General features: G+C 70.5%; 22 protein-coding genes. 21 read left to right on the top strand and 1 reads right to left on the bottom strand.

Annotation, left to right across the window (positions count from 1 at the left end; translation table 11 throughout):
* From ACFFIA_RS27835 to fabG, 12 genes are read left to right on the top strand one after another with little or no spacing between them, the layout of a single operon-like run.
* The gene (locus tag ACFFIA_RS27835) at positions 1–891 is read left to right on the top strand and encodes a branched-chain amino acid ABC transporter permease (RefSeq protein ID WP_377255921.1); all 891 of its coding nucleotides are present in this window, start codon (positions 1–3) and stop codon (positions 889–891) included.
* Positions 888–1,919, top strand: a complete 1,032-nt coding sequence (locus ACFFIA_RS27830) for a branched-chain amino acid ABC transporter permease (RefSeq protein WP_377255918.1) — start codon at positions 888–890, stop codon at positions 1,917–1,919. The genes ACFFIA_RS27835 and ACFFIA_RS27830 overlap by 4 nt, the downstream gene beginning before the upstream one ends.
* A complete protein-coding gene (locus tag ACFFIA_RS27825; RefSeq protein WP_377255915.1) occupies positions 1,916–2,674 on the top strand; it encodes an ABC transporter ATP-binding protein in 759 nt (252 codons plus the stop codon). The genes ACFFIA_RS27830 and ACFFIA_RS27825 overlap by 4 nt, the downstream gene beginning before the upstream one ends.
* Positions 2,671–3,390 carry an ABC transporter ATP-binding protein gene (locus ACFFIA_RS27820; RefSeq protein ID WP_377255913.1) on the top strand — a complete coding sequence of 240 codons (720 nt, stop codon included), beginning with the start codon at positions 2,671–2,673 and terminating at the stop codon, positions 3,388–3,390. The genes ACFFIA_RS27825 and ACFFIA_RS27820 overlap by 4 nt, the downstream gene beginning before the upstream one ends.
* The gene (locus tag ACFFIA_RS27815; RefSeq protein WP_377255910.1) at positions 3,387–3,983 is read left to right on the top strand and encodes a TetR/AcrR family transcriptional regulator; all 597 of its coding nucleotides are present in this window, start codon (positions 3,387–3,389) and stop codon (positions 3,981–3,983) included. Before ACFFIA_RS27820 ends, ACFFIA_RS27815 begins: the two co-directional genes overlap by 4 nt.
* 29 nt (positions 3,984–4,012) lie before the next feature.
* On the top strand, positions 4,013–5,140 hold the full coding sequence (locus ACFFIA_RS27810; RefSeq protein WP_377255907.1) for an acyl-CoA dehydrogenase family protein: 1,128 nt from the start codon (positions 4,013–4,015) through the stop codon (positions 5,138–5,140).
* A 5-nt stretch (positions 5,141–5,145) separates the two neighbouring features.
* Positions 5,146–5,970 carry an acyl-CoA dehydrogenase family protein gene (locus ACFFIA_RS27805; protein ID WP_377255905.1) on the top strand — a complete coding sequence of 275 codons (825 nt, stop codon included), beginning with the start codon at positions 5,146–5,148 and terminating at the stop codon, positions 5,968–5,970.
* Positions 5,967–6,749 carry an enoyl-CoA hydratase/isomerase family protein gene (locus ACFFIA_RS27800; protein WP_377255904.1) on the top strand — a complete coding sequence of 261 codons (783 nt, stop codon included), beginning with the start codon at positions 5,967–5,969 and terminating at the stop codon, positions 6,747–6,749. The genes ACFFIA_RS27805 and ACFFIA_RS27800 overlap by 4 nt, the downstream gene beginning before the upstream one ends.
* Positions 6,750–6,751: 2 nt before the next feature.
* Positions 6,752–7,567: an enoyl-CoA hydratase/isomerase family protein gene (locus ACFFIA_RS27795; RefSeq protein ID WP_377255901.1), complete on the top strand. Its 816-nt coding sequence runs from the start codon at positions 6,752–6,754 to the stop codon at positions 7,565–7,567.
* Entirely contained in the window at positions 7,564–9,000 is a 1,437-nt protein-coding gene (locus ACFFIA_RS27790) for a class I adenylate-forming enzyme family protein (protein WP_377255898.1), read from the top strand. Before ACFFIA_RS27795 ends, ACFFIA_RS27790 begins: the two co-directional genes overlap by 4 nt.
* A gap of 59 nt (positions 9,001–9,059) precedes the next feature.
* Entirely contained in the window at positions 9,060–9,431 is a 372-nt protein-coding gene (locus ACFFIA_RS27785) for an NAD(P)-dependent oxidoreductase (RefSeq protein WP_377256509.1), read from the top strand.
* A gap of 30 nt (positions 9,432–9,461) precedes the next feature.
* Positions 9,462–10,205: a 3-oxoacyl-ACP reductase FabG gene (fabG, locus tag ACFFIA_RS27780; RefSeq protein WP_377255895.1), complete on the top strand. Its 744-nt coding sequence runs from the start codon at positions 9,462–9,464 to the stop codon at positions 10,203–10,205.
* A 48-nt stretch (positions 10,206–10,253) separates the two neighbouring features.
* Here the strand turns inward: fabG and ACFFIA_RS27775 are convergent, their stop codons facing one another.
* Positions 10,254–11,114: a helix-turn-helix domain-containing protein gene (locus tag ACFFIA_RS27775; RefSeq protein ID WP_377255892.1), complete on the bottom strand. Its 861-nt coding sequence runs from the start codon at positions 11,112–11,114 to the stop codon at positions 10,254–10,256.
* A gap of 160 nt (positions 11,115–11,274) precedes the next feature.
* Between ACFFIA_RS27775 and ACFFIA_RS27770 the strand changes: the two genes are divergently transcribed.
* The 9 genes from ACFFIA_RS27770 (at position 11,275) to ACFFIA_RS27730 (ending at position 22,872) form a co-directional block, all read left to right on the top strand.
* On the top strand, positions 11,275–13,881 hold the full coding sequence (locus tag ACFFIA_RS27770) for a family 78 glycoside hydrolase catalytic domain (RefSeq protein WP_377256506.1): 2,607 nt from the start codon (positions 11,275–11,277) through the stop codon (positions 13,879–13,881).
* The gene (locus ACFFIA_RS27765; protein WP_377255889.1) at positions 13,878–15,164 is read left to right on the top strand and encodes an ABC transporter substrate-binding protein; all 1,287 of its coding nucleotides are present in this window, start codon (positions 13,878–13,880) and stop codon (positions 15,162–15,164) included. The genes ACFFIA_RS27770 and ACFFIA_RS27765 overlap by 4 nt, the downstream gene beginning before the upstream one ends.
* A gap of 65 nt (positions 15,165–15,229) precedes the next feature.
* Entirely contained in the window at positions 15,230–16,096 is an 867-nt protein-coding gene (locus tag ACFFIA_RS27760; protein ID WP_377255886.1) for a carbohydrate ABC transporter permease, read from the top strand.
* A complete protein-coding gene (locus tag ACFFIA_RS27755) occupies positions 16,093–16,983 on the top strand; it encodes a carbohydrate ABC transporter permease (protein ID WP_377255884.1) in 891 nt (296 codons plus the stop codon). The genes ACFFIA_RS27760 and ACFFIA_RS27755 overlap by 4 nt, the downstream gene beginning before the upstream one ends.
* The gene (locus ACFFIA_RS27750) at positions 16,980–18,251 is read left to right on the top strand and encodes a trehalase family glycosidase (protein ID WP_377255881.1); all 1,272 of its coding nucleotides are present in this window, start codon (positions 16,980–16,982) and stop codon (positions 18,249–18,251) included. The genes ACFFIA_RS27755 and ACFFIA_RS27750 overlap by 4 nt, the downstream gene beginning before the upstream one ends.
* Positions 18,248–19,375 carry a zinc-dependent alcohol dehydrogenase gene (locus ACFFIA_RS27745; RefSeq protein WP_377255878.1) on the top strand — a complete coding sequence of 376 codons (1,128 nt, stop codon included), beginning with the start codon at positions 18,248–18,250 and terminating at the stop codon, positions 19,373–19,375. Before ACFFIA_RS27750 ends, ACFFIA_RS27745 begins: the two co-directional genes overlap by 4 nt.
* Positions 19,376–19,398: 23 nt before the next feature.
* On the top strand, positions 19,399–20,334 hold the full coding sequence (locus ACFFIA_RS27740) for a Gfo/Idh/MocA family protein (RefSeq protein WP_377255875.1): 936 nt from the start codon (positions 19,399–19,401) through the stop codon (positions 20,332–20,334).
* A gap of 547 nt (positions 20,335–20,881) precedes the next feature.
* Positions 20,882–22,090 (top strand): ABC transporter ATP-binding protein, encoded by a 1,209-nt coding sequence (locus ACFFIA_RS27735; protein ID WP_377255873.1) that lies wholly within the window; start codon positions 20,882–20,884, stop codon positions 22,088–22,090.
* A 20-nt stretch (positions 22,091–22,110) separates the two neighbouring features.
* Positions 22,111–22,872, top strand: coding sequence for a cysteine hydrolase family protein (locus ACFFIA_RS27730; protein WP_377255871.1), 762 nt, complete (start codon positions 22,111–22,113; stop codon positions 22,870–22,872).
* Positions 22,873–22,916 lie beyond the last annotated feature (44 nt).

Below are 22,916 nucleotides of genomic sequence, written 5' to 3'. Positions count from 1 at the left end.
ATGAGCCAGCTCCTCTCCGTCCTGCTCAGCGGCGTCGCGTACGGCGTCCCGCTGTTCCTGGTCGCCAGCGGCCTCACGTTGATCTATGGCGTGATCCGGGTGCTCAACTTCGCGCACGGAGCCTTCTTCGTGCTCGGCGCGCTCCTGACCGCCGGCCTGCTGGGCGGGACGGCCCCCTCGCTCCCGGCGTTCGTGCTTGCCGTGCTGCTGGGCGGGGCGCTCGCCGGCGCGGTCGGGCTGGTCACCGAGATGAGCGTCGTGCGTCGCCTGTACCGGGCCGAGCACATGACGATGCTGCTCGGCACCTACGCGGTCCTGCTGGCCCTGGAGGGCGCGAGCGAGGTGGTGTGGGGCACGGACAGCCGGTCCCAGCGCCAACCGGAACTGCTCGCCGGCGACGTGCGCGTCGCCGGCGCGGCGATCACCGTGTACGACCTGGTGCTCGTCGCGGTCGGGATCGTGGTCGCGGTCGGCCTATGGCTGCTCATCAACCGGACCCGGCCCGGCCGGGCGGTCCGGGCGATCGCCCAGGACGCCACCATGGCCCAGGCCATCGGCATCAACGCGAAGACCGTGCTGCTGCTCGTCTTCGGGTTCGGCAGCATGCTCGCCGGCATCGCGGGCGCGTTGATGGCGCCCAACGTCGCCATCTCACCGAGCCTCGGCAACGCGTTCATCCTGCAGTGCTTCGCCGTGGTGATCGTCGGTGGCCTGGGCTCGGTCGAGGGCTCGCTGATCGCGGCCGTGCTGGCGGGCGTCGCCGAAACGGCGGCGGTCGCGTACGCCCCGGCCCTGACCGGGTTCACCTTCTACATCCTCGTCGCCGTCGTCCTGGTGCTGCGCCCCCAGGGACTGCTCGGCAACGCGCGGCTCGGGAGGGCCCAGACATGAGGACGCTCAAGAGTCCAGCCGTACCGCTGGCGGCGAGATGGCGGGAGACCGCGCGACCCCCCGCCGCGAGGACGCCGGGGCGGGCCTGGTCGCCGCTGCGACCGGTGGCCGAGCCGATCATCTTCGCCGCGGTCACGTCGGTGCTGTATTTCTCGTTCGATCAGAGCGAGAAGTTCGTGCTCCTGACCGGTGTCGTGTACGCGCTGCTCACCGCGAGCATCGGCGTGCTGCTCGGATGGAGCGGCATCTACACGTTCGGCCACGCGGCGTTCTTCGGCATCGGCGCCTACACCGCCGGACTGCTGAAGGACCGGGACCTGTCCCCGCTGCTGTTCCTGCTCGCCGGAGCCGCCGTGGCGGCCGCGGCCGCGCTGCTGGTGGGCCTGCTCGGGGCGCGGATCGTCGCGGTGGAGTTCGCGATGATGACGCTGATCATCGGTCAGGTCGGCTACCTGCTCATCTTCAAGATCGAGCGGTTGCAGGGCGACAACGGCATCTTCGGCATTCCGACCGGCACCATCGGGGGCTGGGACATCGCCGCCGATGACAACCTGTGGTGGTACGTCGTCGGGGTGGTGGCCGTCGTGCTCGGGGTGCTGCGCCGGATCCAACTGTCGCCCTACGGCGTCAGCCTCAACGCCGTCCGCGACGAACCCGTCAAGGCGGCGGCGGTCGGGCTGCCGGTGCGGTCGCTGCGGCTGTCCGCGTTCGTGCTCTCCGGGGCGGTCGCCGGAGTCGCCGGGGTGCTGTACGCACAGCAGCAGGGCATCGTCACCCCCTCGACGGTCTCCTTCACGTTCAGCGGCCAGATCATCATCATGGCGCTGTTCGGCGGGCTGTACCGGTTCTGGGGGGCGCCGATCGGCGCGATCGCCTTCGTCCTCCTCAACAACCGGATCTTCGGCGAGACGTCGCGCGGGACCCTGATTCTCGGGGTGATCCTGCTGGTCATCGTCGTCCTGATGCCCGGCGGGATCCTCGGCGTCGCCGACTGGATCCGGGGGCGGGTCAAGGCGGTGCGCCGATGAGCCTGCTCGCGCTGCACAACGTGCACAAGCACTACGGGGGCCCGCCGGTGGTGCAGGACGTGACCCTCACGGTCGATCCGGGCGAGACGGTCGCGATCATCGGCCCGAACGGCGCCGGCAAGACGACCCTGTTCTCGGTGATGGCCGGCGAGCGCCTCGCCAACCAGGGCCGCGTCGAACTGTTCGGCAAGGACGTGACCCGGGCGGGGGCCCGGCGGCTGGCCCACGCGGGCGTCGCCCGCACCTTCCAGATCGCACGGTTCTTCCCGAGCAAGACCGTCGAGGAGAACGTGACGATCGCGGCGCAGACCACCCGCCGCCGCTACCGCCGGTTCTGGGCCGGCGTGCCCCGCCCGGACGACGACGTGGGGCGCGCCATCGACGCGACCGGCCTCACCGGACTGCGCCCGGTGCTCGCGAGCACCCTCTCGCAGGGCAACCGGAAGAACCTGGAGATCGCGATGGCGCTGGTGCAGCGGCCGAGACTGCTGCTGCTGGACGAGCCGACCGCGGGCATGGGGGTGGAGGACCTGCCCCGGACCGTCGCCGTCCTCAAGGATCTGCGGCAGTCCCGACCCGACCTGGCCATCGTCATCACCGCCCACGACATGGACGTCGTCTTCGCGCTGGCGGACCGGGTGGTGCTCATGGCCAACGGGCGGATCGCGCTGGACGGCAGGCCCGAAGAGGTCCGCGACGCCCCACAGACGCGCGAGATCTACCTGGGCAACTCGTACGGAGGAGGGGCCGCATGAGCGCCCTCAGACTGTCCGACGTCACCGCGTCGTACGGGCACGCGAAGGCACTGTTCGGCGTCAGCCTCACCCTCGAACAGGGCGAGACAGTCGGCCTGCTCGGGCGCAACGGGGCCGGCAAGTCGACGCTGCTCAAATCCGTGATCGCCGAACCGTCCGTCACCGTGGCGGGCGAGATCGCGATCGCCGGCCGGTCGCTGCGGGGCCTGCCGACGTACCGGATCAGCCGGCACGGGGTCGCCTGGGTGCCGGACGACCGGCGGGTGTTCACGGCCCTGAGCGTCCGGGAGAACCTCGAACTGGCGCACACCCGCAACGCGCCCGCCGACCAGTTGGACAAGGTCGTGGCCAGCGTGCCGCTCGTCGGGCGCCTGCTGACCCGGCGCGGTTACGAACTCAGCGGCGGCGAGCAGCAGGCGGTGAGCATCGCCCGGGCACTGATGTCGGCGCCCCGGTTCGTGCTGATGGACGAGCCGACCGAGGGACTCGCCCCGCTGATCGTCGAACAGTTGCGGGAGTCCATCGCGCGACTGCCGGCGGAATTCGGCGTGGGCGTGCTGCTGGCCGAGCAGAACTTCGCGTTCGTCGCGGCGCTCGCGCAGCGGGTCGCGATCGTCGCCACGGGACGGATGGCCTGGGCCGGCAGCACGGCGGAGCTGAAGAATAGTCCCGACCTGATCGACCGATACCTGTCCGCGGGAGCGAGCCAGCCGTGACCGACACCAAGCGAAACTCGGCGGAGACCGAGGCCCAGATCTACGCCGAGGCGCGCCGCCTGTTCAACCTCAAGGGATACGTCGGGATGACCCTGCGGGAGATCGCAGCGGGGGTGGGCATCGAGGCGCAGAGCCTCTACAACTACACGAAGTCCAAGCAGGACCTGGTCGTGGCCCTGATGCGCCAGGGCACCGTCGCCATCCAGGAAGCGGTCGACAAGGCGGTGGCGGCGGCCGACCCGGCGCCGACCGCGCAACTGTGGGCGGCCACCTTCGCACACACCCAGCACTACTGCTCCAGCGAGAAGGTGGTTCTCGTCCGCGAGGGCCTGGTGCACCTCAGCGCCGACCGCCGCGCCGACATTGTCGGGCTGCTCAAGAGGTACGAGGACACGTTCAAGGACATCCTGCGCCGCGGCATGGAAGCCGACGAATTCCGTCCGCTCGACGTGACACCCACCTGCTTCGCGATCCTCGGCATGGGGGAGTCGGTCGTCAACTGGTTCAACCCCGGCCGCCGGCTCTCCGCCACCGATGTCGCACGCATGTACGCCGACCTCGCCGTGCGCTCGGTCGCGAGGCCCACAGCATGACGCACCAACCGTAAGGGGTATCCACGCGAATGACAGTCATCACCTTCAGCGACTCCCGCGCAGAGACCTTCCGCGGGGAGATCCGGTCCTGGCTCGAGGCGACGATCCCCGACCGATGGCGGTACGCGCGCGAGCGCCTCACACCCGAGGAAGCGCGGCAGTTCCAGCAGCAGTGGGACCACCTGCTGTACGAGGGCGGCTACGCGGGTCTCGCGTGGCCGGCCGAGTACGGCGGCCGGGATCTCGGGCCGATCGAGGAGCTGATCTACTACCAGGAGTCGGCCCGGGCGAACGCCCCCGACGGCTTCGGCCGGATCGGTCGCGTGCTCGCGGGTCCGACGATCATCGCGTGCGGCACGGCCGAGCAGCAGGCGACCTACCTGCCGCGGATCCTGGACGGCTCCGAGATCTGGTGCCAGGGCTTCTCGGAACCCGGGGCAGGCTCGGACCTGGCCGCCGTGAGCACGACAGCCAAGCGAGTCGAGGGCGGATACCTCGTCAACGGCCAGAAGATCTGGACCAGTTTCGCGCAGTACTCCCGGCGCTGCCTCATGCTGGCCCGCAGCTCCGAGGGGCCACGGCACCACAACCTGACGTTCCTGCTGCTCGACATGCGGCAGCCGGGGGTCGACGTCCGCCCGATCAGGCAGATCTCCGGCGACGAGGAGTTCTCCGAGGTCTTCTTCACCGACGTGTTCGTCCCCGAGGTGGACCGGGTCGGCCGGGAGGGCGAAGGCTGGCAGGTCGCCATGACGGTGCTGACGAACGAGCGCGGCACCACCGAGGCCGGCACCCGGCTCGTCGAGATCACCGCTCAGGTCGACACGCTCACGTCGTGCTGCGCCAGCGGGGACCGGCACCGGGCCCGCGCCGCGAGCCTGCGCGAGCGCAACGACCTGCTCCGCTGGCACGTCCTGCGGGCCACCGAGGAGAAGGCCGCCGGCGAGGACTGGTTCCGCAGCGGGTCCACGCTCAAGGTGATCTGGAGCGAACTGCTGCAGGCCTGCGGCCGCCTCGGCGTCGAGAGCGGGTGCGCCAGGCACCGCGACTACTGGCGGCATCACTACCTGAACGCGCGGGCCGCGTCCATCTACTCCGGCACGAACGAGATCCAACGCAACATCATCACCGACCGCGTCCTGAGAGTCCCCAGGTGACCGCCATGACAGTCCTCGTCGACGAGATCGGCGCCATTGCCGCCGAAAACGTAGCGACCATTCTCACCAACGCGCCGGCACAGGCCTGGGCGAAACTCGTCGAGGGCGGCTGGGCGGCCCTGGGCGCCGATCCCGACGCCGATCTCGGCATCCGCGACCTCCAGGAGATCGCCCGGGCCGCCGGCCGCTTCGACACGGCGACCCCGCTGGTGCCGACCCTGCTCGCCGGGCGCTGGTTCCGCCCCGACCCGCAGACCCTTGCGGGCGGCGTGAGCCTCGCCCTGCCCCGCGGCGACGAGGTCGTCGTTTCCTACGTCACCGACACCGTTGTCGTCCTCGACGCGCGGGGCAAACCTTTGCCCCATGACCTGGGTGGCGCCCGGCGCGAGGAGTTCTCGCAGGTCATGCCGCTGGCCGTTTTCGAGGCGCCGGTCGCCGGCCCAGCGCTGGCGGCCGAACACGCGGCCGAGTTGCGCGCCGTGCTGGCCGCCGTCGCGGTGGGCTGCGTGGACGCGGTGGCCGACCGGTCGGTCGAGTGGGTACAGACCCGCGAGCAGTTCGGCCGCCCGATCAAGGCGTTCCAGGCGGTCCGGCACCACCTGGCCAACCTGCACATCGCCCGCGAGCAGGCGTGGACCGCCGCGATCGCCGGCGCCCACGAACCGGAGACCGCGCTCACCTGGGCGCGCCAGGCGTGCGAACTTGCGACGACCGCCATCGAACTCGCCATCCAGGTCCACGGCGGGGTGGGCTTCACCGAGGAGGTGGGGCTGCACCACTTCCTGAACCACGTGCTGCAGATCGAATCCCTGCTGGGAGCCGCCCGGTGACCACCCTCGTATGCGACCGGCCGGCACCGGGAGTCCTGCGCCTGCGCCTCGACGGAGAGGACACGCTCAACGCGCTGGACGAGGGCGTGAAGGACGAACTCCTGCACGCGTTGGCGTCCGCCGCGTCCGACGCCACCACCCGGGTCGTCATGCTCACCGGCACCGGCCGCGCCTTCTGCGCCGGCGGCGACGTACGGGCGATGGGGGAGCGCACCGCCGTCGAGACGATGCGCGTGCTGGCCAAGGGCCGCCAGATCACCGAACGGATCGTGGCGCTGGACAAGCCCGTGGTGGCGGCCGTGAACGGCATCGCCTCCGGCGCCGGCTTCAACCTCGCGCTCGCCTGCGACGTGGTGCTGGCCCACCAGTCGGCCTGGTTCCAGCAGTCCTTCGTGAAGCTCGGGCTCATCCCCGACATGGGCGGCACCTACTTCCTGGCCCAGCAGGTCGGGCTGTACCGGGCCAAGGAGATCCTGCTGTCGGCGCGGCGCATTCGCAGCGCGGAGGCGCTGGAACTCGGCTTCGTCTCCCACGTCTACCGCGACGACTTCGCCGAGCGGTCCCTCGCCTACTGCGCCGACCTCGCCCGCGGTGCCACCCAGGCGCTCGCGGTCACCAAACTGCTCGCCAACCGCGCGGTCGAGGGGTCGCTCCAGGCGGCACTCGACAAGGAATCCCTCGGGCAGGCCATGGTTGCGACCACGCACGACCACCGCGCCGCGGTCAACGCCTTCCGGGAAAAGCGCCCCCTCGACGCCGTCACGTTCATCGGAGACTAACCATGCCCCAGTTCGTCACCACCCGTACCGCCGGCCGGATCGGCTACCTCACGTTCAACCGGCCCGAGAAGCTGAACGCCATGAACAACCAGTTGCTGGACGAGTTCTCGGCGGAGATCGCCGCCATGGGAGCGGACCCGGACATCTCCGTGATCGTGCTCAGCGGCACCGGACGGGCGTTCAGCGTGGGGTTCGACGTGGACCCCGGAAACGGCGGGTCCGACGCGGCGGCCGGCCTCGAGTCGTACCAGGACTGGGAGTCGCTGCGCCGCAACATCCAGCGCTGGCTGGCGGTGTGGGACACGCCCAAGCCGGTCGTCAGCGCCATCGAGGGTTACTGCATGGGCGGGGCGACCATGCTCGCGGTCTGCACCGACATCACCGTGGTCGGCGAGGACGCGGTGATCGGGTGGCCGGCGATCCCGCTCGGCGGTGGGCTGCTGAGCCCGACGACCGCCTGGCTCGTCGGCCCGAAGAAGGCCAAGGAACTGTCGTTCATCGCGGGAAGCCGGATGTCCGGCGCGGAGGCGGCGGCGCTCGGGTGGGCGAACTACGCCGTGCCCACCGGGACCGCCATCGAGCGCGCGGAGGCGCTCGCGCGGCAGATCGCGAAGATGCCGCTGGACCTGCTGCGCCTGAAGAAGCTGGCGCTCAACCGGCACCTGGACCAGCGCGGCTTCCGGGAGGCGATCCTGCAGGGCGCCGAGTGGGACGCCCTGGCGCACACCGCGCAGGGCACGCACACCATGACCCAGAAGATCAAGGAGCTCGGGCTCAAGGGCGCCATCGCCTGGTTCCACTCCGAGGAGAACGCATGAACCGGTCGACCGCCCTCCTCGACTGGGCGTTCAGCCAGCCGCGCAAGGACTGCATCGTCACCGACACGGAGCGGTACAGCTACGCCGACGTCCGGGACGCGGTCAGGGCCGCCGCCACGGCGCTCGCCGACCGGGTGAGCCCCGGCACCCGCGTCGGGCTCTTCATCGACAGCACACCCAACTTCATCCTCTACGAGTACGCCGTCTTCTACCTCGGGGGCGTGGTGACGCCCATCAACCGCGCGATGAAGCAGCAGGAGGTCAGGCGCCTGGTCGAGCGCCTCGGCATCGCGGTGGTCGTCTGCGACGCGCCGCTGGACCTCGGCCCGGATGTCGCGACCCACCTGGTGACCGGCGAGTTCGACGTGCCAGCGGTCACCGGGTACGTCGGCCCGGCGCACCTGGGCATCGACGACCCGGCGATGCTGCTGCAGACCTCCGGCTCGACCGGCGAGCCCAAGGGCGTGCTGCTGGCGCTGGGGAACCTCGCCGCCAACTACGACCCGACCTACCGCTGGATCGGGGTCGGCCGGGACGACACCATCCTGCTGGCACTGCCGATCTTCAACACGTACGCCCTCAACCAGGGCATCAACATGATGGCGATGTCCGGCGCGTCGATGCGGCTGCTGCGCAGGTTCGCCCCTGAGGCCGTGGCCGAGGCGTTGCGGGTCAGCCGGCCGACGTTCCTGCCGATGGTGCCGACGATGCTGACCCGGCTCCGGCAGGCCGACGCGCGGTACGACGGCGCGATCAAGGTGGGCATCGGCGCCGCCCCCTCGCCCGCCAAAATCGCCGCCGACGCCTGGGCCGTGTTCCCCCGGGCGCACCTGTACCTCGGCTACGGGCTCACCGAGGCCACGGCGATCGCCAGCCTCAACCACATCGGCACCGCCGACGACCACCACGACGACTTCACCAGCACGGGTCCGATCGTTTCCGGTATCGACGTGCGGATCGACGAGCCCTCGGGGGAGGACCAGCGCGGCGAGATTCTCATCAGGGGCGACTCCGTGCTGCGCGGGTACGTCGGGACCGACGAGCCGCTGCCCGTGGAGGACGGCTGGTTGCACACCGGCGACGTGGGGTTCTTCAAGGAGGGCCGGCTGACCATTGTCGACCGGATCCGCGAACTCATCATCCGCGGCGGGCAGAACATCTACCCCGGTGAGCTGGAGAAGGTGCTGACGAGCCACCCGGCCGTCCTGGAAGCCGCCGTGATCGGGCGCCCGGACCCGGACCTGGGTGAGGTGCCGGTGGCCTTCGTCGTCCCCCGGCCCGGCTCCCGACCATCCCCCGAGGAGCTACGGGAGTGGACCGCGGCGCACCTGGCGACCTTCAAGGTGCCGGCCGAGGTGGTGGTGCGGGACAACCTGCCCCGCACGGCCACGGGGAAGATCCAGAAACGGGAGCTTCGTGCGCACAGCGGGTAGCGACGGGTCGGTCTACCGGCGGTCCGGTCTGGCACAGGCCGAGCGCCTCGTCCGCGCCCATCTCCGCGCGCCGGTCGCCTGGACCGCGCCGCGACCGGCGGTCACCGTGGTGCTGCTGCGCGACGGTCACCGCGCGCGAACTCGCGCTCATGCGACCGAGCGCCTACCTGGTCAACACGTCCCGCGGCCCGATCGTCGACGAGACCGCCCTCCTGGACGCGGTGCGCGAGGGCCGGATCGCCGGTGCGGCGCTGGACGTCTACGACCAGGAACCGCTGCCGCCCGACCACCCGTTCCGGAACACCCCCGGCATCCTGGCGACTGGTCACGTCGGCTACGTGACCGACGGGAACTACCGGATCTACTACGAGGACGCCGCCGAAGGCATCCGCGCGTACCTCGCCGGAACACCCATCCGCCGGATCACCTGATCCGGGCACCGATACGAGGGGAACAAGCACATGCCTTTGCTGGCGGGACGGACCGCCGTGGTCACCGGGGCGGCTCAGGGCCTGGGCCACAGCATCGCCGCGGCGTTCGCCGCGGAGGGGGCCAACGTCGTCCTCGGCGACATCGCCGCGGAACAGGTGGCCGCCACGGCCAGATCGTTGGACGTCGGCGACCGGGCGGTCGGCGCCGCCTGCGACGTGACCGACGCCGACGACGTCTCCGCCCTGCTCAACGTGGCCGTCGAGCGGTACGGCAGCCTGGACATTCTGGTCAACAACGCCGGATTCACCAGGGACGCGACGATGCGCAAGATGACCGAGCAGGACTTCGACTCGGTCATCGCCGTGCATCTCAAGGGGGCCTGGCTCGGGATTCGCGCGGCCTCCGCCATCATGCGCGAGCGGGGGACGGGCGGCTCGATCGTGAACGTGTCGTCGATATCCGGGAAGGTCGGCAACCCGGGCCAGACGAACTACAGCGCGGCCAAGGCTGGCATCGTCGGCCTCACGAAAGCGGCGGCCAAGGAGCTGGGCTTCGCCGGCATCCGGGTCAACGCCATCCAGCCGGGCATCATCGAGACCGCGATGACGGCCGCCATGCGCGAGGACATCCGCCAGGCACGGCTCAAGGAGGTGCCACTTGGCCGCTTCGGCCGGCCCGAGGAGGTCGCCTCGGTGGCACTGTTCCTGGCCAGCGACATGGCGAGCTACCTGACCGGCACGGTCATCGAAATCTCCGGCGGTCGAAACATCTGAGCCCTCGCCGTCCTCGGCTGGGGTTGAGCCACCGTCCCGCGACGCGTGTCAGGCTGGTCCGCCGGCACGTTTCCGGTACACCGCCGGCGTCATGCCGTGGTAGCGGTGGAACGCTTCGTACAGCCGGCTGGTGGAGCTGAAGCCGGACCGATGGCAGACGGCGAGGATGGGCAGGTCGGTGGCGGCCAGCAGGCGTTGGGCTTCGCTGAGCCGCAACCGGGTCACGTACTCCCACAGGGTCAGCCCGCAGACCTGCCGGAAGCTTGCCATCAGGTGGTCGTGGTGCCGGTCGACCGCCCGCGCGACGTGCTCCACCGTGATCGGCTCGACGAAATGCCGGGTGATGTACGTGATGGCGCGGGCGACGAGCTCGCGCGTGGCGGCGCCAGGTTGGTGGCGGGTGGTTCGGTCGCTGGTGGCGGTCTGGTGCATCAGCCGGAGGAGGCGGGCCTGTATCTCCACCTCGGCGGCGGTGCGCAGCCGGGGGTCGCCGGCGGCGAGGTCGGTCTTCCAGCGGGTGAAGGCGAGGCGGTCGGCCATCGCGTCGTCGCCGGACTGGGCGCGGCGCAGGATCTCGCCGCCGAGCAGGCGGTTGAGGACTTCGGCCGAGGCGACCCAGGTGAGCACGTTGACGATCGGCACCTGCGCGACGTGGTACACGGTGGTCGGCGGCTCGGGGTCGACGTCGCGGTGGGGCAGCCCGCCCCAGAACGCGAGCACGTCCCCCTCCCGCATCCGTTCCTCCCGGTCGGTCCAGTCGATGGTAACCGCGCCCGCCTCGACGTAGTGGATCTCCAGTTCGAGATGGGTGTGGGTGGGTGCGTACCGGAAGTCGTCCATGCGTCCGCTGTCCGCTTCGTGGACGAACGTGAACGCGGACAGCCCGAAGTCGTCGAACTGGGTTGTCATTCCACCCCTCTATCCGGGAAGAAACGTGGGAGCAGCGGGAATGTTCCCTGGTCAGCCGTTTGGAATAGTCCCACGTTAAGCCGGCATGACGAGCCGATGACGTGGCTGTAAGGGCGCCGGCGCTCGTACGCGAAGAGCGAAGGCTGGGGATGGGATCGTGATGGCGGCGCCGCACCACTTGCGGGTGGAGCACCTCGACGAGCCGTTCGGGATCACGGTGGCGCGGCCGAGGCTGTCGTGGCGGCTGCCGCCCGGCAGCGCGCGGCAGGAGGCGTACCGGTTGCGAGCCGGAAGCTGGGACTCGGGACGGGTGGTGTCGCCGCGGTCGCTGCTGGTGCCGTACGGCGGACCGCCACTCGGCGCCGGCGAGCGGGTCGAGTGGTCGGTACAGGTGTGGACGGACCTGGGGCGGAGCGAGTGGGCCGAGCCGGCGTCGTGGGAGATGGGGCTGCCGCACCCCGGCGACTGGGTCGCCCGCTGGATCGAGCCGCCCGCTGGTGCGCCGGCCGGGGCGGAAGGTACGCCGGTCTGGTATCTGGGACGGTCGTTCGATCTGGCGGCCGAGGTGAGCAGTGCCCGGCTGTACGCGACCGCGCACGGTGTGTACGAGTTCTTCGTCAACGGCCGGCGGGCCGGCGACATGGAACTTACGCCCGGGTTCACCAGCTACCCGTCGACGTTGCAGGTGCAGACCTTCGACGTGACCGCGCTGCTCCGGCCCGGCGGCGAGAACACGCTGACCGCGGTCCTGTCCGGCGGCTGGGTCACCTGGACCAACCGGTTCCGGGATCTCGGTGTCGGGCTGTTGGCGCAGTTGCACCTGGTCGATCCGGCCGGCGCGGTGCGGCGCCTCGGCACGGGCGCCGACTGGCGGGCCGGCGCCGGCGCCATCCGTTCCGCGGACCTGCGCCAGGGCCAAGTCACCGACCTGCGCGTCGGGTCGGATCCGGTGGGAGTCGGCGCACCGGTGGTGGTCCGCGACGTCGACCTGCGCCGGCTGGTCAGTTCGCCCGCCCCGCCGGTACGCCGGGTGCAGGAGCTTCGCCCGGTACGGATCACCCGTCCCGCCCCCGACCGGCAGGTGATCGACCTCGGGCAGAACATCAACGGCTGGATTCGGCTGGCACGCCTCGGCCCGGCCGGCACGACCGTGACGCTGACCCACGGCGAGGCGGTGGACACGAACGGCGACCTGACCATCGACCACCTCGTGCCGCCGGAGCAGCGGGCGGAGCCGTTCCAGGAGGACCAGACGACCTCCGCCGGCGTACCCGGCCAGGTGTTCGAGCCACGCCACGTTACGCACGGCTTCCGGTACGTGCGGGTGCAGGGCCACCCCGAGGACCTCCACCCGGACGACGTGACCGGTGTGGTGGTCCACAGCGACCTGCGCCGCACCGGCTGGTTCACGTGCGGCGACGACCGGCTCAACCGGTTGCACGAGGTCGCGGTGTGGAGCCTGCGTGGCAATGCGTGCGACATCCCCACCGACTGCCCCACCCGCGAGCGCGCCGGTTGGACCGGGGACTGGCAGGTCTTCGTACCCGCCGCCGCGTACCTCTACGACGTGGCCGGGTTCACCACGAAGTGGCTGCGGGACCTAGCCGCGGACCAACGCCCCGACGGTACGGTCTGGCACTGCGCCCCCAACCCCGAGCCGGCGGCCTTCTACGAGACGTTCCCGCCCGGGTCCGCCGGCTGGGGCGACGCCTCGGTCATCGTGCCGTGGGAGATCTACCTGGCGTACGGAGACCGGGACCTGCTCGAACAGCAGTGGGCGTCGATGACCGCGTGGGTGGAGTACGCCGCCCGCCAGGCCCGCGAGCGCCGGCACCCCAGCCGGGCCGAGGCGCGACCGGTGCCGGCCGAGCACGAGCGGTACCTGTGGGACACCGGCTTTCACTGGGGCGAGTGGCTGGAGCCGGGCGCCGACATGAGCGCCGCCACGGTCGCCCTGCTCAACGTCGCGGACCACGGCGCCACCGCCACCGCCTACCTGTACCGCTCGGCGGACCTACTGGCCCGCGTCGCGGCTGTCCTCGGCCGGGACGCCGCCGCCGCGCACTATGGCCAGCTCGCCTCGGCCGCGCGCGGCGCCTGGCAGGCCGAGTTCCTCCGGCCGGACGGCACCATGACGCCCGACACGCAGGCCACCTACGTACGCGCACTCGCCTTCGACCTGGTGCCGCCGTCGCTGCGGGTCGCGGCGACCGCGCGGCTGGCCGGACTCGTCCGCGCCGCCGGCACCCACCTCGGCACCGGGTTTCTGTCGACGTCGCTGCTGCTGCCCGCGCTCGCCGACAACGGCGAGATCGGGCTGGCGTACGAGCTGCTCCTGCGGGACACCGAGCCGTCCTGGCTGACGATGATCGCGCGGGGGGCCACCACGACCTGGGAGCAGTGGGACGGCATCGACGCCGACGGCGTACCGCACGCCTCGCTCAACCATTACAGCAAGGGCGCGGTGGTGTCGTTCCTGCACCGCTACGTCACCGGCATCCAGCCGGACCCGGCCGGACCGGGCTACCGGCGTTTCCGCGTCGCCCCGCATCCCGGCGGCGGCCTGACCTGGGCCGAGGGCCGCCACGACAGCCCGTATGGCCCGATCGAATCGCACTGGTGGTACGAGCGGGACTCGTTCCGCCTCGACGTGACCGTCCCACCGGGGACGACCGCCGAGGTGCGCCTGCCCGACGGCCAGCGGCACGAGATGCCGCCCGGCCGGCGGCGGTTCACCGGCAAGATTCACGATAGGAGTGTCCAATGAGGATAGCCAGATTTCGGGCCGGCGCGGCGCTGCTGCTGGCCGTCGCCCTGCCGCTGGCCGCGTGCGGTGGATCACCCGAGGAGAGCCAAGGCGGCGAGGTCGTCATCACCTGTTCGGTGTGCCAGCCCTACTCCGACACCGACGCGATCGGCACGTACCGGGCCGACCTCGTGAAGCGGTTCAACGAGGCCAACGCCGGACGCTACCAGGTGAAAGTCATACCCAACATCGACGAGAACACCCCCGAGGGGGTACAGCAGCTCTCCCGCCTGGCCCTCGTCGACGACCTGCCCGACCTGTTCTTCCTCGGCGAACTCCATCTGGTCCCGCTGGACGAGTCGGCCGGGCTCATGGACTTCCGCCCACGGTTCGAGGCCGACACGACGTTCCGGGACACGTTCTTCCCCGAGATGCTGCGGTCTCCGCGCGGGCTCGACCGATTGCTGGCGGTCCCCGACGGCCGCAACGTGCTGGGCGTCTTCTGGAACGAACAGATCCTGGCCGAGGCCGGAGTCGCGCGGCCACCGACCTCGTACCCGGAGCTGTTGCAGGCGGCCGCGGCCATCCGCGCCGCCGGCAAGATCCCGCTGGCCATGGACGGCCTGTTCGTGACGCTCAACTGGCTCGCGCACCTGATCGGCACGCAGCCCGGCGGGGCCGACTACCTCGGCTCCGGCGACCTGCTCGCAGGCGGGCTGGAGAACAACCCGCTCTGGGTCACGGCCGTCGAGCGGCTCAAGGAGCTGCACACCAGTGGCTTCGTCAACGAGGACGCGTTCACCGGCCAGTTCGACCGGGCCTCCCAGCCGTTCCTCTCCGGCGACGCCGCCGCCATGGCGAACGGACCCTGGTACGCGCCGGTCATCTCGTCCGAGACCGCGGAGCCAGGCCTCGCCGAGGCGGTGACGTACGTGTCCGCCCCGGGCAACGGCGTCGCCATCTCCGGCCGGGGCAGCGGCTGGGCGAGCGGCGCCCGGGAGGCGGCGAAGCAGGACGCGGTCTGGGCGTTCGTCAAATTCGCGTACGCCTGGCCGGAGCAGGTGACCCGGTCGACCGCGACGGCCGCGTTCCCGCCCGTGCGCGGCGAGTTCGACACGGCCGACCGGAAGAAGCTCAACCCGCTCGCGCTCGAACTCCACGAGGCGTCGGAAGCGGTCGCCAACGTCTACCCGCTGCTCGACAGCATGCCACAGAGCATGTGGGACGAGTGGGACAACTACTGGCCGGCGTACGTGCAGGGGTCGATGGACACCAGGACGTTCCTCGCCCGCTTCAACAAGTGAGCCCGCGCCAACCAATGAACCCGCTTCCACGGACGAGGCCGCGCCGGCGAATCCCGCGCCGACCGATGAGGACGGGCAACCGGCTCGCGGTCGCGCTCTCGGTGGCGCCCGGCGTGGCCCTGTTCGCCACGTTCTACGTGGTCGCCATCGGCCTGCTTGCCGGGACCGCCTTCACCGACTGGTCGGTGCGCGACACGCGGTTCGTCGGCCTGGACAACTTCGCGCAGATCGCACAGGACCCTCGGTTCTGGATCGCCGTCCGCAACACCGTCATCTTCACCGCGGCGTCGGTCTTCGTCACCGTGCCAATCGCCGTGCTCGTCGCGCTGATCCTGGCCCGGCGCATCCGCGGCTGGCGGAGCATCCGGCTGGCGCTGTTCCTGCCGTACATGGTGCCGGGCGCCGCGACCGCGTACATCTTCGTCGTCATCTTCAACGCCAGGTTCGGGCTTCTCAACAGCCTGCTGCGGGCGATCGGGCTGGATGGTCTGACCCGGGACTGGCTCTACGACGTCGACACAGCGCTGGTCGCGGTGATCCTGACCGGCCTGTTCAACATCGGGTTCTACACGATCCTGATCCTGGCCGAGGCGCAGTCGATCCCCCGGGAGTACTACGAGGCCGCCGAGTTGGACGGGGCCGGGCTGGGCCGGCGCGAGTGGCGGATCACGATCCCGCTGACCCGGCACGTGATAGCCACCTGCTGCCTGCTCGCCGCCCTGGGAGCGCTGAACGCGTTCGAAGGCGTCTACGTGCTGACCCGAGGCGGCCCCGCGGACGAGACGATGACGCTCGGCCTCTACGGCTACCTCGCGTACACCCGCGGCGACTGGGGGATGGCCAACGCCGTCGGCCTGGTCACGCTCGTCGCCGGCGTCGGGATCGTGCTGCTCGTACGCCGGCTCGGGCGAATCGAGGAGAGCGACCGATGACACCACGACAGCAGCGCGTGCGGCCGGTACGCGTCGTGCAGTACACCATCCTGGCGGTCGCGCTGGTGGCGGCCCTGGGCCCGACGGTCTGGGCGGTGACGACGTCGTTCCGCCCCACCCGCGACATCGTGGACCGGATCGTCGGGTTGCCGATCCCGCCCACCCTCGCCGGCTACCGGGACGCGTTCGCCACCATCGACCTCGGCCTGCACCTGCTCAACCAGTTCTCGTACGCGTTCTGCACGGCCACCCTCGTCACCGTGGTCGCGCTGCTGCTGGCCTACCCGTGCGCGCGGATGACGTTCCCCTTTCGCCGGACGCTGACGGTCGCGATCACCTCGGCCCTCGCCGTGCCGGTCGTGTCCCTGGTGACCCCCGAGTTCTACATCATGTTCCGACTCGGCCTCTACGACACCAGACACGGGCTCGTGATCTTCTACGTGGCGACCTACATCCCGCTGACCTTCCTGCTCCTGAGGGCGTACCTGACCAGCGTGCCTCGGGAGATCGAGGAGGCGGCGGCGATCGACGGTGCCTCGTACTGGCGGACCCTGTTCTCGGTCGTGGTGCCGGTGGTGGCACCGGTTCTGGTCACGGTCTACATCCTCGCGTTCGTCTTCACCTGGAACGACTTCCTGTGGAACCTGCTCTTCGCGCCGAGCCGCGAGTACCGCAACGCCCAGGTGGCGCTCTCCGAGTTCCAGGGCGAGTGGGACGTCAACATCTCCGGCCTGCTGGCGGCCGCGACCATCATCGCGCTGGTACCGGTGACGATCTTCCTGCTCACGCAGCGGTACGCGCTGGCCGGCCTGACCGGGAGCACAGCGGGCCGGACCGGACGGCGACGGCAACCCGCCCCTGGACCGGGCGACAAGGAGGCGACGTGACCTCAGCCGACCGGCTGGACGCCGACATCAAACGCTGGTGGGACGAGGACCTGCGAGCCAGCCCGCAGGACGGCCCACCGGGTACGGACGGCGCGCACCTGCTCGCCGTGCCGTTTCCGTACGTGACCCCGGGTGGCGCGGACGGGCCGTTCGGGGCGATGTTCGCCTGGGACACGTACTTCATCAACCGCGGCCTGCTGGCCCACGACCGGCTGGACCTGGTCGAGGGGCACATCCACAACTACCTGTCCCTGGTCGACCGGTACGGGCACATGCCGAACTCGAACGTGTCGGTGGCGCTGACCCGGTCGCAGACCCCGGTGTTCCCGGACAGCGTCTGGCGCCACCTGCTGGCCAGCGGCGACGAGAAGCTGCTGGAGCGCGCCTATCCGCTGCTCGCGCGAGAGTTCCACGGATATTGGAACGCGCCGCACCACCGCACCCCGATCGGGCTCGCCACCAACCGCGACCTCGGCGACGCCTACTGGCCGCCGGATCTCGCCGCGGAGGCCGAGACCGGCCTGGACTGGACACCGATCTACGGCTCCGACGTCCGCCGCTGCGTGCCGCTGGTGACCAACTGCGCCCTGATCCGGTACGCCGACACGCTCGCCGCGATGGCCGACGCACTCGGCCGCCTCGGCGAGTCGGCCCGCTTCCGCGCGGACGCCGACCGCCAGCGCGACCTCGTCAACCGGTACTGCTGGGATGAGCCGGCCGGCGTCTACCTGGAGTACGACCACGTCGCCGGTGCCCGCCTGCCGTACATCTCGGCGTGCGCGTACTGGCCGCTGTGGGCCGGGGTCCCGAGCCCCGAACGGGCCCGCCGGCTGGTGGCCACCCTCCGCGTCCTGGAGCAGCCTCACGGTCTGTCCACGACCGACAGGGCGTACCCGGATCCGCACCGGCCCGGCGCCTACCCCGACCTGTCGGCCGCGGCCGACGCGCACACAGGGGACGCCACCCGGGGCGGCGGCGGGCAGCTCCAGTGGATGTACCCCGCCGGCTGGGCCCCGCTGCACCTCATCGCCGTCGACGGCCTCGACGCGTACGGCTTTCACGCCGACGCCGACCGGATCGCCACCGCGTTCCTCGGACTCGTGCTGCACCACTACGAGCGGACCGGCCGGCTCTGGGAGAAGTACGACGTCGTCGACGGGACACTCACGCTGCCCAACTCACGCTACGGCAACGTGCCGATGCACGGATGGACGGCCGGCGCCGCCGCCGTCTTCCTCCGCCGAACGCGGCAAGGAGCCCACTCATGAACGCACGAATCCGCCGGACGGTGGTACTCACCGCGCCCGGCCGCGTCGATCTGGCCGAGAGCCCGTCCCGACCGCTGAAGTCCGGCGAGGCCCGCCTGCGCAGCCTCTACAACGGCATCAGCCACGGCACGGAGATCGCCCACTACCGGGGCACCGGCGCCGACCTGGACGTCGTGTTCGATTCCGAGCTGAGGGTGTTCCGGCCTCGACCGGAGGGCACCAGCCCGTACCCGATGCCGATGGGGTACGAGACCGTGGCCCGGGTGACCGAGGTCGCCCCCGACGTGACCGACCTGACCGTCGGCGACCTCGTCCACGTCGATGAACGGCACGCCGACGAGATCGTGATCGATGTCGCGGGGGCGTGCGACAGCGATCTCTACCCGCTCGTCGTCCTCCCGCCGGCGGTGACGCCCGAGGCCGCCGTATACACCAGCCTCGCCTGCGTCGCGCTACAGGCCGTACACGACGCCCGGATCAAGGTCGGCGACGCGGTCGCCGTGTTCGGCCTCGGCGCCGTTGGCCTGCTGGCCATCCAACTCGCCCGCCGCAACGGCGCCACGTGGGTGGTCGGCGTCGACCCGGTCGCCGAACGCCGCGCGCTGGCTGAGCGGACCGGAGCCACCCTCACCATCGACCCCGTCGAAGGCGACGCTGGTATCGCGATCAAGGAGCGAGCGCCGGCGACCGTCGACGGCGACCTGCCACCACCGGCGATGCGGCGCGGGGTCGACATCGCCATCGAGACCTCCGGCTCCTACGCGGCGCTGCACGAGGCCACCCGCGCCACCTCGGTCGGCGGTCGCGTCGTCACCCCGGCCGGCTACTGGTACGGCGGCGGCGAGGCGCTGCGCCTCGGCGCGGAGTGGATGCACAACCGGGTCGAAATGGTCCCTAGCTTTGGGGTCGGCGGCAACCCCCACCGCGACCATCCACGCTGGAACCGGCGACGCATGATGCGTACCGTCACCGCCCTGCTCGCCGACGGCACGCTCGACGTCGGGGCGCTCCCCGTCCGCACCTTCTCGTTCGACGAGGCGCCGGCCGCGTACGCGTTCGTCGACACCAAGCCGACCGAGGCGATCAAAGTGGCGCTCCGCCACGATGTGGGCTCCGGCGCATGACACCGCTCGGAGGGTGAACGGGGTTGAGCCCGATCAGAGTGGGCCTCGTGGGCGCTGGCCCGCACGCGAGGTCACTGCACGCGCCCATGTGGGCCGCCGGACCGCAAACCACGCTGGCCGGGGTCTGGTCCCGCCGATACGAGGCCGCGGCCGAACTCGCCGCCACCCATCAGACGCGGGCGGTCCGTTCGTTCGACCAACTCGTCCACCACAGCGACGTCGTCGCCTTCGCTGTCGCCCCGGAAGGGCAATGGCAGCTTGCGGCACGCGCCGCGCGCGCCGGACGCCACCTGGTCCTCGAAAAGCCAATCGCCGACACGCTCGACCACGCCCGGGCGCTCACCGACGCCGTCGAAGAAACGCATGTGGCGTCGCTGGTCGTCCTGACGGCCCGCTTCCTTGAGCCGGTACGCCAGTTCCTCCATCGGGCGGCCACCTTCCCCACCACCGGCGCCCGCCTGACCATGTTCAACGGCTTCCAGCGCACCGACCCACCACCGGTCACCTCGTGGCGTACCGTCAACGGCGCCCTCCTGGATCTCGGCCCCCACGTTTTCGACCTCGTGACCGCCGCCCTCGGACCGGTGACCCGCGTCCACGCGACCGGCGACCCCACCGAACTGGTCGCCGTACAGTGCGACCACGCCGGCAACGCCACCTCACAGATCGCGCTCAGCTCATCCATCGGCGAATCCGGCTGGCAGTACCGCATCGAGCTGTACGGCCCCGACGGAATGCTCGACCTCGACGTCAACAGGTCCATGACCCTCGACGCCCTCTGCGAGAGCATCCGGCACGAGATACACCGAAGCGTCCTCGGCTCCCGGTCGCCTCTCGACGTGCGGCGAGGGCTCTACCTCCAACATGTGGCCGAGGCGGCACAACGGTCACTGCGTATCGGCCCCGTCGAGTTGGCCGCCGTCGGCCCTCCCTTTCCGGGCCCTCGCTACCGCCGATGACGGAGCGGGACCGCGCTCAGCCTTCGGGACGAGTGACGACGCCTGCGGGGGCGTCGATGGTTTCAGCCGCTGGCGGCGAGGTGACGGTGATCGGCTGGCCGAAACCGCACCACCTCGACACCGCGCACGTGTCTCTCCCCTTTGGACGAACCGCTCCCGCCGGAACGGACACAGCCTACTAATAAGCGGTGTGCGCGAGGGCGAGACGCATGGGACCGGACACCGGGTCCACGGTGAGTTTGTCGGGGCGGGCGGTGGGCGCAGCCGCCCGGGCACAGGCCCGCGTCGCCGCGCTGCCGGCGTACGAGCGGGGCCGCATTCTGCGTTGAGCAGCCGACCTGATCGAGGACCGGGCCGAGCGGCTCGGGGCGATACGGCGGCCCACGCGACGCCTGCCCGGAGCTGCTCCATGTCGCGTCCGGGCAGCTCACGGGCTGTTGTGTAGCGGGATCGGAACGGCTCGCTAACCGCCCCGCAACGTCTGGGGCCGCTTGCTCGAAACAAGGTCTACCTAAGGTCGTCTCTAGTCTATAGAGAAGGGAGTGAGATGACCGCGACGCAAAGTGCACCCCTCGCTGAGGTGGCTCAGGCCGTCAACGAGGTGCGGGTGCCGAGTGCACCCGAACTCGCGCCGATGGTGTCCATCGTCGATCTCCACAAGCACTACCGCACCGCCGAGGGCGATGTCCACGCCGTGCGCGGAATCAGCTTCGACGTCGCCAGAGGTGAGTTCGTCACGCTGCTCGGCCCGAGCGGTTGCGGCAAGACCACGATCCTGCGCTCGGTCGCCGGATTGGAGACCCCCACCTCCGGCGAGATCTTCATCAATCAACGTGTCGTCTTTTCGTCCGGTCGTCGGATCCGGCTGACGCCCGCACAGCGCCAGATCGGCATGGTGTTCCAGTCGTACGCGATTTGGCCGCACATGTCGGTCTTCGACAACGTGGCCTACCCGCTGCGGCGCCGCAAACTGCCGAAGGCCGAAATCACCGCCCGGACCACCGAGGTGTTGGAGATGCTGGGGCTCGCCCACGCGGCGAAGCGCTCGGCCACCAAGCTCAGCGGGGGCCAGCAGCAGCGGGTGGCGGTGGCCCGCGCGCTCGTGTCACGGGCCGAACTCATCCTCTTCGACGAGCCGCTGTCCAACCTCGACGCGAAACTGCGCAAGGAGGTCCGCCAGGAGATCCGCGACTTGCAGCAGCGGCTCGGCATCACCGTCCTCTACGTCACCCACGACCAGGAGGAGGCGATGGCGGTCTCGGACCGGATCCTGGTCCTGGAGAGCGGCGAGATCAAGGACCAGGGCCCGCCCGCCCGGGTGTACTCGCGTCCGACCGACGTGTTCGCGGCGAACTTCGTGGGGGAGAGCGAAACCCTCGACGGCACCGTCGTCGACGCGGACGACGACCACTGGCTGGTGCAGACCGGGATCGGGCGGCTCCAGGTGGCGCGGCAGCCACACGACACCGTACGGGTCTCCGAAACCGTTGTGCTCACCGTCCGCCCGGAGCACCTGCAACTGTGGGAACCCGCGGCCGCCACCAGGACGCAGACCATCCCCGGGTCGGTGCGGTCGGCCTCGTTTCTCGGCCCGTTCGCCGAGTTGGTCGTCGAGTTGGAATCCGGCCACCTGGTCACCGCCCGGGTGAGCGGTGGCGCGGGCGCCGCACCAGGCGCCCCCGTCCACGTGCGGATCGAGCCGCACCACGTCGTCCTGCACGCGGGCCGCACGCCGGCTGGCCAAGCCTCGCAGTAAGAAGTCGAAGGAGAATGTAGATGACGTACAACCAGGTCCACCCGAAGAGCCACGCCGTCGAGGTGGTTGACCGCAGCGAGACCCTCACCAGGCTGAACGACGCCCTGGAGATCGACTTCACGAAGACGGCCGTCGTGCAGATCGATATGCACGTCCGGCAGATCGACAAGGACTGGTCCTCGTTCCCGCAGAACGTGGCCGAGCGGATCCTGCCGAACGCGGCCGCGATGCTGGACGCCGGCCGCGAACTTGGGCTGCCGATCATCCACGTCATGGTCTACCAGCGGCTCGTCGAGCGGGGCATGCAGCCGCGCGCCGCGATCGTCCAGAGCACCGGCCGACCGGGCACGCCGTACGGGCTGCCGCCCAAGCCCGGCTACCACCCGGACGCGCCCGAGGGCTACTTCGAGTGGGACGTCATGCCGATCCTCGGTCCGAAGGCGGGCGACTACATCATCAACACCAAGCGGCAGATGACCAGCAGCTTCCTGTCGACGGACGTGGAGCACCTCATCCGCTGCCTCGGCGTCGACACGTTCTTCGTCGTCGGCATCAACACCAACAACTGCGTCTCCAACTTCTCGTTCGACGCCTACAACCGGATGTGGACGCCGATCATCGTGACCGACGCCGTGGGCTCCACGCACGGCAAGGACCTGCACGAGTTCGCCCTGCAGAACTACCCCCGCACCATCGGCTTCGCGATGTCCTCCGCCGAGGCCATCGAGCGTCTCACCGCTGCCAAGGCCGCCGCCGGGGTCCCCGCGATGGCAGGCATCTGAGCCGGCCACCCGCTGATCGCCACATCCATTGAAAGGACAGCCAT

It is taken from the genome of Phytohabitans kaempferiae, assembly GCF_042433955.1.
GTDB classification, from domain to species: Bacteria; Actinomycetota; Actinomycetes; order Mycobacteriales; family Micromonosporaceae; genus Phytohabitans; species Phytohabitans kaempferiae.
This window is presented reverse-complemented; position numbering and strand designations above follow the sequence as displayed.